This is a genomic window from Paraburkholderia sp. BR10936 (assembly GCF_040965735.1).
GTDB lineage: Bacteria > Pseudomonadota > Gammaproteobacteria > Burkholderiales > Burkholderiaceae > Paraburkholderia > Paraburkholderia nodosa_A.
The window spans coordinates 121,207-134,820 of record NZ_JBFRCM010000009.1 but is presented as its reverse complement, the minus strand read 5'-3'; the positions used below and the strand labels follow the sequence as shown (position 1 = coordinate 134,820).

Below are 13,614 nucleotides of genomic sequence, written 5' to 3'. Positions count from 1 at the left end.
CAGGTGGAGAACCCATGAACAAGCCCTACACGGCTATGCCTTCGTTTGCCGGTGCAACCATCAAGCTCGCGGGCGCCGGGCTCGCACTGGCCGCCGCGCTCGCGCTCAATCCCGCATACGCGGCCGATGCCTCCAACGGCAAGGTCCTCGCCGACAGCCACAACTGCGCGGCCTGTCACGGCCCGGGCCTGAACAAGCCCGTGAGCCCCGAATATCCGAAGCTCGCCGGCCAGCACGCCGACTATATCTACTGGGCGCTGCGCCAGTACCAGATGGGTACGAGCAATCCGCACCTCGGCCGCAACAATGCGATCATGCAGGCGCAGGTGCAGAGCCTTTCGCAGAGCGATATGAAAGATCTCGCCGCGTACATCGAGTCGCTCGGCGGCGACCTCGTCAACAAGAAGTAAGCGTGAGCGCGGCGCGCCATGCGTGCCGCATCATGTGAAACACCCCGCGTGGGCCTCGTTTGCGGCGAGGCGTTCGCGGGGTGTTTTTTTGCGGTGGCGTTTGCCTGCGTCGCGCTTTCAGTTGCGATTCAGCCGGGATTGAATCGCGCTTCAATCGCGATTCAATCGCGAGAAGCGCGGCGCTCGATGCGCATGAGATAGGCGTCGGTGTCGGGTGGCGTGTTCGTGCGTTGCGCTTCCCAGATCGTTTCGCCGAGGCACTCCATGATCGCGTGCTGCGCATCGTGCGTGGAGCCGAGGCGTGCGGCGAGCCGGTCGTGCGCGGCGCGAATGCCGGGCGGCTGGTCGATCGAAAGCTGCTCGCTGATCGCGAGATGCATCGACAGATGCAGGAACGGATTGCTCTGGCCGCGCTCGGGCGAGTAATCCTGCGCGGCGGCCGCATCGGCGTCGGCGAGTTCGGTGTGATATTCGGGGTGCTCGACGATCCAGTCGGCGGCGATCGCCTCTAGCGGCGTGAGGATTTCGCCCGCGCGCTGTTTGCGCCAGGTCTCGGTGAAAAAGCGGCGGACTTCGTCGCGGCTGGGATTGAACATCGTGAGTCGGTCGTATGGGTGGGGCGCTACATCGTGCAGCGTCGTGTTGCGACGCCTGAATCGATCATTTTACGCCCGGGCGCCTGCGCTCGCTCAGAGCTCAGGCGGCGGCGTCTTCGGCTTGAACTCGCACAGCGGCTCGATCACGCAATGCCAGCATTCGGGCCGGCGCGCCTTGCACACATAGCGGCCATGGAGGATGAGCCAGTGATGCGCGTCCTGGAGGAACTCGGGCGGCGTGAATTTTTCGAGCGCGGTTTCGACGGCGCGCACGTCCTTGCCGGGCGCGAGTCCCGTTCGGTTCGCAACCCGAAAGATATGTGTGTCGACGGCGATGGTCGGCTGACCGAAGGCCGTGTTGAGCACGACGTTGGCAGTCTTGCGCCCAACGCCGGGGAGGGCTTCGAGCGCCTCGCGCGTGGGTGGCACTTCGCTGCCGTATTGCTCGATGAGAATGCGGCACGTCGCAATGACGTTCTTGGCCTTGGTGCGATAAAGGCCGATCGTCTTGATGTAATCGGCCACCCCTTCTTCGCCCAGCGCGAGCACCGTTTCCGGCGTGTTGGCGACCGGAAACATCCGGCGCATGGCCTTGTTCACCGAAACGTCGGTGGCCTGCGCGGAAAGCATCACGGCGATCAGGAGTTCGAACGGCGTGTTGAATTCCAGCTCGGTAGTGGGATGCGGATTGAGGCTTTGCAGCGTTTCGTAGATGGCGCGGCGCTTGGTGGCATTCATGCTCGTTGTGCGTGGGGCCTTTGCGTTGCGGAGCGCTATCGCGCGGATTTGTCGTCGTCAGTCGACGAGTCCGATGTATTCGACTCGATACCGATACGTTTGCGGCGCGCTTCTGCGGCATCGATCTGCGCCTGCACATCGGCGCTCACGTGTTCGACGTTGCGCGGTCCCACACCCTGTTCGGCCAGTTCCGCCTTCTTGCGGCGCGCACGTTCGAGCGCAGCCTGGATGATCGCTTTCTTCTTCGCTTCGGCGTCGTCGGCGGGGGCGCTCGCGGATGGCGTGGCGCTCGCTTGCACAGCGGCGTCCTGCGCTGCCTGGGCCTGCGGCGCGCTCGTGGCGGCGCGGCGCGCGGCGGCACGCGCCTCGGCTGCATTGCGTTCGGCGGCCTGGCGCGCGGCGCGCCGGTCATGGCGCACGCGGGCTTCGTCGGCCTGCTGCTGCGTCCATGCGTCCCAGCCGGTCGCGTCGCCCGTAACGGGAATCATTGCGATGCAGTCGACCGGGCAGGGCGCGACGCACAGGTCGCAACCCGTGCACAGATCCTTGACGATGGTGTGCATCTGTTTTGGCGCACCCACGATCGCGTCGACGGGACACGCCTGCATGCACAGCGTGCAACCGATGCACAGTTGTTCGTCGATGAACGCCACCGGACGTGGACGCTCCACGCCGTTGTCCGGATTGATCGGGATGACGGGTTTGCCGAGCAGTGTCGCGAGGCGCTCAACGCCTTCCAGGCCGCCGGGCGGGCACTGGTTGTAGTTGGCGGTGCCGGCGGCGACCGCTTCGGCATAGGGCCGGCAGCCGTCATAGCCGCACTTCGTGCATTGGGTCTGGGGCAGCAGATCTTCGATGCGATCTGCGAGTGTTTTGGGATCGTTCACGTTCGCTACATCGGGGCGGGGCGGGCGGTGGCATGACCTTGGGCGCGCAGGGTTTCGCAGCTGGCCTCAAGGGGCGCACACGCACAGCGCCAAAGCCTGCATTATCGCCGATTTCCCGCATTGCCATCGGCGGGCCATGTGCCATAATCAAAGCGCTTAATGCGAAGCACCGTGCAGTCCAGGGGAAATCAATAGACGTAAGCGGTACATGTCGGGCACGGCAGGAACGTGCTTCGCAAGAGGCAGACAGGGGGAAGGACGATGTCGGCTCGCAACGACATCAAACAAACAAGAAGGAACGCAAGACCGTAGGTCGGAGGGTGTCTGTCCATTAACCTGGCGCGCCCCGCACAACGTTGTCGATACCAGGGCGAGGAGAGGCCCGGCGCAGTATTGCCCGACAGCGTAAACCGGACAACGCGGCTTAACGAGATCCTGCCACCATGAATCAGCCAAAAATCAAAAGAGATCCTGAAGGCACACGCCGCCGCATTCTGCTCGCCGCCGCGGAAGAATTCGCCAATGGCGGCCTGTTCGGCGCACGCGTCGACCAGATCGCGCGACGCGCCGAAACCAATGAGCGCATGCTCTATTACTACTTCGGCAGCAAGGAGCAACTCTTCACGGCGGTCCTCGAGCACGCATTCGGCGCGCTCAATGAAGCCGAGCGCGCCCTCGATCTTTCGGGGCTCGCACCCGTCGAGGCGATCACGCGGCTCGCGCATTTCGTGTGGGACTACTATCGCGACAATCCCGAACTGCTGCGGCTCGTGAACAACGAGAATCTGCACGAGGCGCGATATATGCAGAAGTCCACACGAATTCGCGAGATGATCTCGCCGATCGTGGCGACGCTCGGTTCGATTCTCACGCGCGGTGAATCCGCAGGACTATTCCGCCCGAGCATCGACCCGTTGCGACTCTATGTGACGCTTTCGGGCATGGGCTACTACATCGTCTCTAACCGCTACACGCTCAACGCCACGCTCGGTCGAGACTTCAGCACGACTGCCGAACGCGCGGAAGTCATTCAGCTCAACACGGAGATGCTGCTCGCGTATCTCATGCGCAAATAGCGCACGACTCGCGCGCGGCAAATTCGCAAAGCCGATTCACGCTCCACAAACGCCACGCGCCGTCCTGGGACGGCGCGCGGATTCTGCTGCCGGTGCGGATTGCGTGCGCTCGAGTGAAGCGCAAGCCTTCGTCAGGCGACAGCGCCCTGTGCCGAGCGGCCGCGGGCAGACGCTTCCTTGCTCGTGTGGGCGGCGGGCTGCTGGTGCTGGCGGATGAAATCGCGCAGTTGCGGATAAATGATCGTGCGCCAGCGGCGGCCCGAGAAGATGCCATAGTGGCCGCATTTTTCGGCAGTCAGATGATGCTTGTTTGCCTCGGGAATGCCCGTGCACAGATCGTGCGCGGCGCGCGTCTGGCCCGCGCCCGAAATGTCGTCGAGCTCACCTTCGATCGTGAAGAGCGCCGTGTCGTGAATGTCCTGCGGACGCACGCGTTCGCCGGCTACGTCCCACGTGCCTTCAGCGAGACTGAACTCCTGGAATACGGTGCGGATGGTCTCGAGGTAATACTCGGCGGCCATGTCGAGCACCGCGTTGTATTCGTCGTAGAACTGGCGATGTGCTTCGGCGTCCTCTTCGTCGCCGCGCAGCAGGCTCTTGTAGAAGTCCCAGTGCGCCGTGGTGTGACGGCCCGGATTCATCGCGACGAAACCCGCGTGCTGCAGGAAGCCCGGATACACCTCGCGGCCTTCGCCCGGATAGTTCGCCGGCACGGGATGGATCACGTTGTTCGCAAACCAGTCGAGCGAGTGTTCGGTGGCGAGCGAGTTGACGGCGGTCGGGCTGCGGCGCGCGTCGATCGGGCCGCCCATCATCGTCATCGTGAGCGGGGTGTCCTCGCCGCGGCTCGCCATCAGCGAGATGGCCGCGAGCACGGGCACCGTAGGCTGGCAAACCGACAGCACATGCAGATTCTTCGCGCCGATATGGCGGATGAATTCCTGGATATACGCAACGTAGTCGTCGAGATGGAACGGACCGGCTTCGAGCGGCACCATGCGCGCGTCGACCCAGTCGGTGATGTACACCTTGTGGTCCTGCAACAGCGTGCGCACGGTGTCGCGCAGGAGCGTGGCGTGGTGGCCGGAGAGCGGCGCGCACACGAGCACGGCCGGCTCGTCCTTGAGCGCGGCCACGGCGCCGGTGTCGTCGGCGTAGCGCTTGAAGCGCAGCAGGCGGCAAAACGGCTTCTCGATGATGGTCTGCTCGACGATCGGAATATTGAAGCCATCCTTCACGATCTGGCGAAGGTTGAACTCGGGCTTCTCGTAGTCCTTGCCCAGGCGATAGAGCAGTTCGTAGCCTGCGGCGAAGCGCGTGGCGCCCGGCACGAGTGAAAACGGGCTCGTCGGATTCGAGAACGATTTCGAGGCGGCCTGGGCCCAGGCGGTCAGCGGGCTGAGCAACGCGCGCTGGAATTCACGGATTTGATAGAGCATGGGCGCTCCGGCATCTTCAAGGAGCGGTTCGCACCCGGGTCGCGCGCGGTTGAGGCGCGGAGCAGATGCGGGCCGGCAAGGTTGGTCGGTCAGTCAGGTTGTATATCGGCCGCCGCCCGGAGGGCTTTAGCGCGAGCGGACCCGCATTCGTTCGCAGCTCGTGGCTGCAAGCGCGCTGCAAGGCGGTACACGCGTTTTGCCCCGTTGCCAGGCGGCGCGGGCGGCCTTGTTTTTGCCCGGCTGTTGTGCAACGCAGCATCCCTAGTGTACCCCAGCTCGCGAAAACGTCCAGGCGCTTTCGAACATTTACGATGCGGATGCAACAGCTGGCTCGGCCGACGCGCCGCCGACTGCGGGGTGCCCCGTCTCCTTCGCCATTTCCTGTTCGTGCCGCATGAGGTTCAGGCCCGTATGCACGAGCGCCACATGCGAGAACGCCTGCGGGAAGTTGCCGACGAGGCGCCCCGCAATGGGGTCATATTCCTCGGCGAGCAATCCCACGTCGTTGGCGAGCGAAAGCAGGCGCTCGTACATGTGGCGTGCGTCGTCCATGCGGCCTTGCAGGGCCAGGTTGTCGACCATCCAGAAGCTGCACGCAAGGAAGGTGCCTTCCCCGGGCGGCAGTCCATCGTTGAATTCGGTGGTGCGGTAGCGCATCACAAAACCTTCACACATCAGATCGCGCTCGATCGCCGCGACCGTGCCGGCGATGCGCGGATCCGCCGCGGGCAGGAAGCCGACCAGCGGCATGAGCAGCAGGCTCGCATCGAGATCGGTGCCGCCGTAGATCTGCGTGAAGGAATTCAGATCCTTGTCGAAGCTGCGCTCGCAAATGGTCGCGTGGATCGTCGAGCGCAGTTCGCGCCAGTGATCGAGCGGCCCCGGCAGTTCGAATTTTTCCGCCGACTTGATCGCGCGGTCGAAGGCGACCCACGCCATCACCTTCGAGAACGTGAAATGCTGGCGGCCCCCGCGCGTTTCCCAGATGCCCTCGTCGGGCTCGGTCCAGATCGTCTCGAGGTGTTCGAGCATCGCGCATTGGATCGACCATGCGGTGTCGTCGGCCTGCAAGCCGCCCACGCGCGCGAGGTGCAGCGCGTTCATCACTTCGCCGTAGACGTCGAGCTGCAGCTGGCCGACCGCGTTGTTGCCCACGCGCACCGGTTTCGCGCCTTCGTAGCCGGGCAGCCAGTCGAGTTCGAATTCGGGCAGGCGGCGCTCGCCGGCCAGCCCGTACATGATCTGCAACTGCGAGGGCGAGCCCGCCATCACACGGCCCAGCCAGGCGCGCCAGGCGCGGGCTTCGTCGTAGTAGCCGCCGCGCATCATCGCGAGCAGCGTGATGGTCGCGTCGCGCAGCCAGCAGTAGCGGTAGTCCCAGTTGCGCGTGCCGCCCAGCTGCTCGGGCAGCGACGTGGTGGGTGCCGCGACGATGCCGCCGGTGGGCTCGTAGGCCAGCGCCTTGAGCGTGATGAGCGAGCGGCGGATGGGTTCGGCCCAGCGGCCTTCCACGGTGCTGCGTGAGGCCCATTCGGTCCAGAAGTTTTCGGTGCGCGCGAGCGCCGTGAACGGGTCGCGCGGCGGCGGCAGACGCAGGTGCGAGGCCGCATACGAAAGCGAGAACGGCACGCGCTCGCCTTCCTTCACGTCGAACTGCGCCACTGTGTGCATGTTCTCGCCCTGGAGGTCCACGGGCGTGCGCAGCACGACCGTGTCCGGGCCCACCGTGGCCTTGATGCCGCTCTCGTAAGTGAGGCGGCTCACCCATGGCACCGAAAAGCCATAGTCGAAGCGCAGCACGAGCTGGCTTTCCATGCGCACGGTGCCGCGCCGGCCCACGACGATGCGCACGAGTTCCGACCAGCCGTTGCCGGGCGGCATGAAATCGATGAGCGTCACCGCGCCTTCGGGTGTTTCGAAGTCGGTTTCGAGGATCAGCGTGTCGCCGCGATAACGGCGCGTGGTCTTGATCTCGACTTTCGCGCCCTCTTCGGGCTGCGCGGGCGCGATCAGCCAGCGGCCGTTTTCTTCGGTGCCGAGGAGGGCGGCAAAGCAGGCGCCGGAGTCGAAGCGCGGCCAGCAGAGCCAGTCGATGGATCCGGCGCGGGAAACGAGCGCGGCCGTGTGGCCGTCGCCGATCAATGCGTAGTCTTCAATGGGTGCGGGCATAGTAAGCAGATTGACAGCGTTGCTCGAAAACGAAAGCCGCTTGCCGCAGCGGTGCGGCATGCACGCACAAGAGTAGTGGCAGCGGGGCCGCCTGCGCAATGCGTTTTGCGCAGCAGCACGCGCAAATACTCATCTCGCCTGTGTCAACAAACGCCGTCGAGCGCGACCTGAGCGCGTCACAGATGCCCGCCCACGCCGAATAGCCCGATGACCCCGATGATGATCAGATACAGCGCGACGATGTAATTGAGCAGACGCGGCACGGCGAGAATCAGAATGCCTGCGATGAGCGCGACGAGCGGCCCGATGGCGACGTGAATGTTCATGACGGCTCCCTGGTTGCGGCGGGTTTCGAACCTTGGCGTGGATGCCTTTGTTGCTTGTTGCTGCTTCGATTTTGGCCCGGACTTGCCGCTGCGCGCTTGCGGGGCGGGCGCTCGCGACCTCTCCTATACTGGGCCGGTGTCCCACGTATCAGACGAAAGCGGGGCGAATACGGTCGGCATTGCGACGAGGGCCGACCCGCTCCCCTGCATCGACAAGAAAAAGGAGGTCGACATGTTCCTTCGCCGTGCCGCCGCAAACGCCGTGCCTACGCCCTCCCGCTCATCGGCCCACTTATCTGCCCGTTCAGGTAGCCTTTCCCGATCGCGCCGGACTGAGGGCCGACCCGCGCATCTCCTTACCCAGCTCGTCAAAGGTGTTGTCATCATGGCTTCCGTCGCCGCGACGCATGCGTTCGCGCAATCCGCTTCCACGACCGCGCCCGCGGGCGGTGTCTACAACCTGATCGTCGGCACCTATACGGGCGGCAAGAGCGAGGGCCTCTACGTCTATCACTTCGATACGCAGACGGGCGACATGCAGCCGGTCAGCGTGGCGAAGACGGTGAACCCGTCGTTTCTCGTGGTGAGCAAGGACAACCGCTTCGTCTACGCAGTCAACGAGCTACCGGGCGACAACGGTCCTGCCAGCTTGCGCGGCGACGTGAGTGCGTTCGGCTTCGATGCCGCAAGCGGTCAGCTCACGTTTCTCGACAAGGTGTCGGCGCAGGGCAACGATCCGTGCTACCTGAGCCTCTCGCCGGATGGGCGCTACCTCTTCGTGGCGAACTACTCGGTTGCGGCCGACCCGGGCGGCAGCTTCGCCGTCCTGCCCGTGCAGCAGGACGGCAAGCTGGGCGAGTCCGTGCTGACCGTGCACCACGAGGGCGGCGGCCCCGTGAAGGGGCGTCAGGACAATGCGCACGTGCACTCGACGGTGTTTTCGCCGGATGGGCGCTATCTCTTCACCCAGGATCTCGGCACCGACAAGCTCTGGACCTATCTCTATACGCCGGACGGCAGCCGCGGCCTGGTGAGCCCGACCGAATGGCGTTATACCGATGTGAAGTCGGGCAGCGGTCCGCGTCATCTGATCTTCGGCAATGACGGCCGTCACGCGTATCTCACGAGTGAGCTGGCCGCCACCGTGACGGTGTTTGCGTATCACGATGGCCACATGAAGCTGGAACAAGTGGAGAAGCTGGCGGAGCCGGGCTTCGAGGGAACGCAGGGCGCGGCGGCGCTCCATCTTTCGCCGGACGGCAAGTTCCTCTACGTTTCCAATCGCGGTGACGCCAACGACATCTCGATCTTCGCCGTCGATGGCGAGAGCGGCAAGCTCAAGCGCGTGGGGCGCCAGTCGAGCCTCGGCAAGTCGCCGCGCGAGTTCGCGATCGATCCGACCGGGCAGTGGCTCGTCGTCGGCAACCAGAACAGCGATACCGCCTACGTGTTCCGCCGCGATCAGCAGACGGGTTTGCTCGAGCCGAATCCGAAGCGCATCGATATCGGCTCGCCGGTCGATTTCAAGTTCGTTGCGCAGTAACGGCTTGAGATGACGAAAGAAGGCGCGAGGCGCGCCTTCCTGCTTATTCGCCCTGGCCGCCGCCCGGCACGAGCACTTCGCGGCTGCCGTTGATGCCCATCGGCGAAACGAGTCCCGCGGTTTCCATCTGCTCGACCAGACGCGCGGCGCGGTTGTAGCCGATGCGCAGTTGCCGCTGCACCGACGAGATCGACGCGCGCCGCGTGCGCACGACGAATGCGACGGCCTCGTCGTAGAGCGGATCGGCTTCGGCGTCGGGCGAGTCGCCGAACAGGTCCTGCGGCGCGCCTTCGGCCGCCGGGCCGTCGAGAATGCCTTCGACGTACTCGGGCTCGCCGAACTGCTTCAGATACTCCACGACCGCGTGCACTTCCTCGTCGGCGACGAACGCGCCGTGCACGCGCTGCGGGTAGCCCGTGCCCGGCGGCAGGAACAGCATGTCGCCCTGGCCGAGCAGCGACTCGGCGCCCATCTGGTCGAGAATCGTGCGCGAGTCGATCTTCGATGACACCTGGAACGCCACCCGCGTCGGAATATTCGCCTTGATGAGACCCGTGATGACGTCCACCGAAGGACGCTGCGTCGCGAGGATCAGGTGGATGCCGGCGGCGCGCGCCTTCTGTGCGAGACGCGCGATCAATTCTTCGATCTTCTTGCCCGCAACCATCATGAGGTCGGCGAGCTCGTCGATCACGACCACGATCATCGGCAGCGGCGAGAGCGGCTCGGGGGCTTCGGGCGTGAGCGAGAACGGGTTGCCGATCTTCTTTTCCTGGGCTTGCGCGTCGCGGATCTTCTGGTTGAAGCCCGCGAGATTGCGCACGCCCACCGCCGACATCAGCCGGTAGCGCTTCTCCATCTCGCCCACGCACCAGTTGAGCGCGTTGGCGGCGAGCTTCATGTCGGTCACGACCGGCGCGAGCAGATGCGGAATGCCTTCGTACACGGAAAGCTCGAGCATCTTCGGGTCGATCATGATGAGCCGCACGTCCTCGGGTGTCGCCTTGTAGAGCAGCGAGAGGATCATCGCGTTGATCGCGACCGACTTGCCCGAACCGGTCGTGCCCGCCACGAGCATGTGCGGCGCCTTGGCGAGATCGGTGACGATCGGATGGCCGACGATGTCCTTGCCCATCGCGATCGTGAGCTTCGACTGCGAGCGGTGGTACGGCGCCGATTCGAGGATTTCCGAGAGGCGGATCATCTGGCGGCGGGCGTTCGGCAATTCGAGGCCCATGCAGGTCTTGCCGGGAATCGTTTCGACCACGCGGATCGACGTGAGGCCGAGGCCGCGCGAGAGATCCTTCATCAAGCCGACGATCTGGCTGCCGCGCACGCCGAGCGCGGGTTCCACTTCGAAGCGCGTGATGACCGGGCCCGCCGAGGCGCCGACCACGGTCACGGGGACCTTGAACTCCTGAAGACGCTGCTCGATGAGCTGGCTCGTTTCGGCGAGCTTCTGCTCGGAGACGGGCTCGATCTCGGACGATGCGCGCTCGAGCAGATCGAGCCCCGGCAGTTCGACCGCCGATGCGCTGAGCGGCTCGAACACGAAGGACGTGGGCGCGTGGCCGCGCACGGGAGCGCGCTGGACTGCGGGCTCGGGAGCTTCGACCGCCTCGGGGGCTTCTATGGCTTCGATTGCTTCGGGTGCGGACTCGAAGTCGGGGCTCGCCGCGCCGGGTTCGGTCGCGATGGCGGGGTAGGGCGCCGCGAGTGGGGTCGCAACCGGCGTCGCGGGCTGCGAGGGAGTCGGCGTGAGCGTGGCCTCGGCCGGTGCAGGACAGCTTTGCTTCGGCGTTTCGGCAACCCACGGCGGCGTTGCTGCGGGTGCGGGTGCCGGCGCTTGCACTGCGGACAGGGGCGTCGCGTCAAAAGGCGTTGCTTGAGTTGCCGGCGCGTCAGGTGCCGGCAACGCTTCAGCCGTTTCGTTCGCAACCCCTTGCGCTTCATCCATCGACGCGGGGTATGCATCGACGCTGGCGGATTCGCTGTGCGCGACGGGCGCGAAAGACTCGCTCGCCTTCTGCTCTGCCACCGGCGAAGGCGCTGCGTCGAACGGCGTCGCGGGAGCCGCATGCGTAACCGTCGGCGCGACATGTGCAGGCGTCGCGGCGGCGTCGGGCTGCGTCTCGGGAGCGATGCGGGGGGAGTGCACGATGTTCGACGCGGCCGCTGTGTCGAGCGGGTCGTGTGCTTCGTGCGCAGCGTGGGCTTCGGTCGGAGCGGGTTGCTCGGCCTGCGCCTCTGCCGCGACCGGCGTTTGCGTCGCTGCGGGCACTGACACTGGCGCCGGTGCCACAACGGGAGAAGCCGCTGCGGGCGCAGGCGCACGCACCTGCTCCTGCACCGTCGACGGGCTGAACGTGAAGAACGGTTCGGCAGTGTGCGTCTCGGCGGGGGCGGCAGCCGACGGTTCGTCGTCGAGCAGGATCCACGGCATGCCGTGATCCAGTGTCGGCCACGTCGAAGGCGTTGCGGCTTCCTCCATCGCAGCTTGCACCGGCTCGATGCGCGTCTCCTCGTTCGAGGCGCCTTGCGTGGCTTCGTCCACGTGCTCAGCAATCGGTTGCCAGGCAGTCGGCGCAGCCATGTAGCCGACGCTGGCCGAATTCGGCTCGGACGATGCTGTGTTCTGAGGCGCGGCAGGGTAGGGGGCAGCGGGTGTCGCGCCCGGCGTCGTGTCGCCCGGTTGCGGCGAGGCGTGCATTTCCACGAACGATTGCCCAGCCGGGTTTGGCGAAAGGTAGTCGCCGTCCGACAGCGCGACCGGAGCGGACGTCGTTTCCAGCGACGCGGCCGAAGGCATCACCGGCAGCGCCGCCGTCGCGATGTCCGGCGATGCGCTCGGGAATTGCGCGTGCGTGTGTTCCTCGCCCCCGAGCGTACCCGCTTCGTCCAGGGTGCGGCGTGCGAGGCTCGCGCCGGCGAGAGTGGTCCAGCGCGCGGCGTTCTCTTCGATCGAGCGCAATGTTTCGAGCACGCTCGTCGAGAGCGGCGCCTGCGCCTGCGGTGTGCTGGTGGGCGCGAGGCGCGAGTAGGCGGGCGTCGCGGGCGGCGTTTCGGCTGGATGCGTGCCGAACGGCGCCGTGCGCGGCGCACTCATGGGCGGGCGAGGGTTCACGCGCGCGGGCTGCCCTTGCCAGACGTAGGGTTTCGGTGGCTTCGCGACGCGCGGCGGTGCGGCGGCCGCGGCGCGCGCGGCTGTGTTGCCTGCCGCAGGCGGCGGCGCCGTGCGGCGCGGCAGGACGGGTTGTGCGAACGGCGAAGTCAGCGGATCGGGCGGTGGCGGTGTCGCGCCGAACGCGGCACTGCGCGCGGCGGCGGCGGCTGCGGCGGCACCGGCCGCGAGCGGCGCACCGTGCACCACCGCGGAAGACGAAGCCGTGCGCGCTGCCGCGCCCGTCATCGCGGCGGCCATGGCCGGTCGCGTTTGAGGCGTCTGCGTCCGCCACGGGGCATTCGGCTGCGCAGGGATGCCCTGCACCCCTTGCGCAGGCGCCACGTCCTGCACTGCGCTCGCACCGCGCACCGGCTGGCGGCGCCCGTCGCCGAGCGGCGCGGCTGCTGGCTGCAACGGCGCGCGCGGCGGCTCCATCGGGGCTCGCGACGCACCCGCAGGCGGCGTTTGCCCCGGCGCACGCGTGCCGCGCAGCCAGTCGGCGGTCGCGGTCGGTTCGGTGCGCGCCCACGCCGCGGCGGAATCGGCGGGACCACGGAAGCCCGGTTCGGCGCGCCACGACCCGGCATCGGCAAACGCGTCCTGTGCGGTTGCAGCGGCCGACGCTGCGCCAGGTCCCGCAGCCATGGCACCGGCTGCGCGCGGGTTATCGCGACCCTCGCGCGCGTCACGCGCCGGCGGGCGCCAGATCGTCGGTCGTTTGCGCCGCGCGCCGTCGCCAGGCATCGGCGGATTGAAGGTAGCGGCGCCATGTGCGGGCAGTCCCTCTTCGGCTGCGGCGCGGCGGCTGCGGCGTTCGCGGTGCGGGCTGTCGTCAGTGTCACGCGCGGCGCGGATGTTCAGGCCGAGTCCGAGCGAAATATCCGCCCACGCGAGGAATTCGCGCCAATGGAAGTCGAGCAGCCACGGCAAGCTCACGAGGAGAAGCGCCGTCATCGCGAGCGGCGCGGCCACGTGGCCGATGAGCTTGCCGAGCCCGCCCGAAAGCGCGTGGCCGAGTGCGTTGAACCCGGCGATGTCGATGAGCGTCGCCTCGAGCACGCAGCTCGCCAGGAGCACGCCGACGAAGCCGAGCCATAGGCGGATCGTGCCAGGGCCGCGCAAGCCCGCGCCGCCCGGCAGCACGGACTTGACGAGACGCCAGATCAGGGGGATGAACCAGACGGCCGAAACGCCGAACCAGCCAGGAACTACCGTGTGCATGCCGAAGATGTTCGTAGAGAAGGTGTGCGACGTGTGGAGTGTAACC

General features: G+C 66.4%; 9 protein-coding genes and 1 pseudogene. 3 read left to right on the top strand and 7 right to left on the bottom strand.

The window, feature by feature from the left end; translation table 11 throughout:
• Positions 1-35: 35 nt before the first annotated feature.
• Positions 36-410: a cytochrome c gene (locus AB4Y36_RS20065; RefSeq protein ID WP_141710702.1), complete on the top strand. Its 375-nt coding sequence runs from the start codon at positions 36-38 to the stop codon at positions 408-410.
• A gap of 161 nt (positions 411-571) precedes the next feature.
• Here the strand turns inward: AB4Y36_RS20065 and AB4Y36_RS20060 are convergent, their stop codons facing one another.
• The 3 genes from AB4Y36_RS20060 to rsxB all read right to left on the bottom strand — a co-directional run bounded on the left by AB4Y36_RS20060 (position 572) and on the right by rsxB (position 2,631).
• A complete protein-coding gene (locus AB4Y36_RS20060; protein WP_368607076.1) occupies positions 572-1,006 on the bottom strand; it encodes a DUF1841 family protein in 435 nt (144 codons plus the stop codon).
• Positions 1,007-1,099: 93 nt separating this feature from the next.
• Positions 1,100-1,744 carry an endonuclease III gene (nth, locus tag AB4Y36_RS20055; RefSeq protein ID WP_133181992.1) on the bottom strand — a complete coding sequence of 215 codons (645 nt, stop codon included), beginning with the start codon at positions 1,742-1,744 and terminating at the stop codon, positions 1,100-1,102.
• Positions 1,745-1,779: 35 nt separating this feature from the next.
• Positions 1,780-2,631: an electron transport complex subunit RsxB gene (gene rsxB, locus AB4Y36_RS20050; RefSeq protein ID WP_069265355.1), complete on the bottom strand. Its 852-nt coding sequence runs from the start codon at positions 2,629-2,631 to the stop codon at positions 1,780-1,782.
• A gap of 443 nt (positions 2,632-3,074) precedes the next feature.
• Between rsxB and AB4Y36_RS20045 the strand changes: the two genes are divergently transcribed.
• Positions 3,075-3,707: a TetR family transcriptional regulator gene (locus tag AB4Y36_RS20045; protein WP_069265354.1), complete on the top strand. Its 633-nt coding sequence runs from the start codon at positions 3,075-3,077 to the stop codon at positions 3,705-3,707.
• A 203-nt stretch (positions 3,708-3,910) separates the two neighbouring features.
• Here the strand turns inward: AB4Y36_RS20045 and AB4Y36_RS20040 are convergent.
• From AB4Y36_RS20040 to AB4Y36_RS20030, 3 genes and pseudogenes are all read right to left on the bottom strand, one after another.
• Positions 3,911-5,146: pseudogene (locus AB4Y36_RS20040) on the bottom strand (polyhydroxyalkanoate depolymerase); the annotation flags it as partial.
• Positions 5,147-5,452: 306 nt separating this feature from the next.
• Positions 5,453-7,315 carry a glycoside hydrolase family 15 protein gene (locus AB4Y36_RS20035; protein WP_368607073.1) on the bottom strand — a complete coding sequence of 621 codons (1,863 nt, stop codon included), beginning with the start codon at positions 7,313-7,315 and terminating at the stop codon, positions 5,453-5,455.
• A 176-nt stretch (positions 7,316-7,491) separates the two neighbouring features.
• Positions 7,492-7,641, bottom strand: a complete 150-nt coding sequence (locus AB4Y36_RS20030; protein WP_081771773.1) for a DUF3096 domain-containing protein — start codon at positions 7,639-7,641, stop codon at positions 7,492-7,494.
• 385 nt (positions 7,642-8,026) lie between these two features.
• Between AB4Y36_RS20030 and AB4Y36_RS20025 the strand changes: the two genes are divergently transcribed.
• Positions 8,027-9,184, top strand: a complete 1,158-nt coding sequence (locus AB4Y36_RS20025) for a lactonase family protein (RefSeq protein WP_368683911.1) — start codon at positions 8,027-8,029, stop codon at positions 9,182-9,184.
• Positions 9,185-9,227: 43 nt separating this feature from the next.
• On the opposite strand, the gene AB4Y36_RS20020 is transcribed toward AB4Y36_RS20025, so the two are convergent.
• Entirely contained in the window at positions 9,228-13,568 is a 4,341-nt protein-coding gene (locus tag AB4Y36_RS20020) for a DNA translocase FtsK (RefSeq protein WP_368683910.1), read from the bottom strand.
• Positions 13,569-13,614 lie beyond the last annotated feature (46 nt).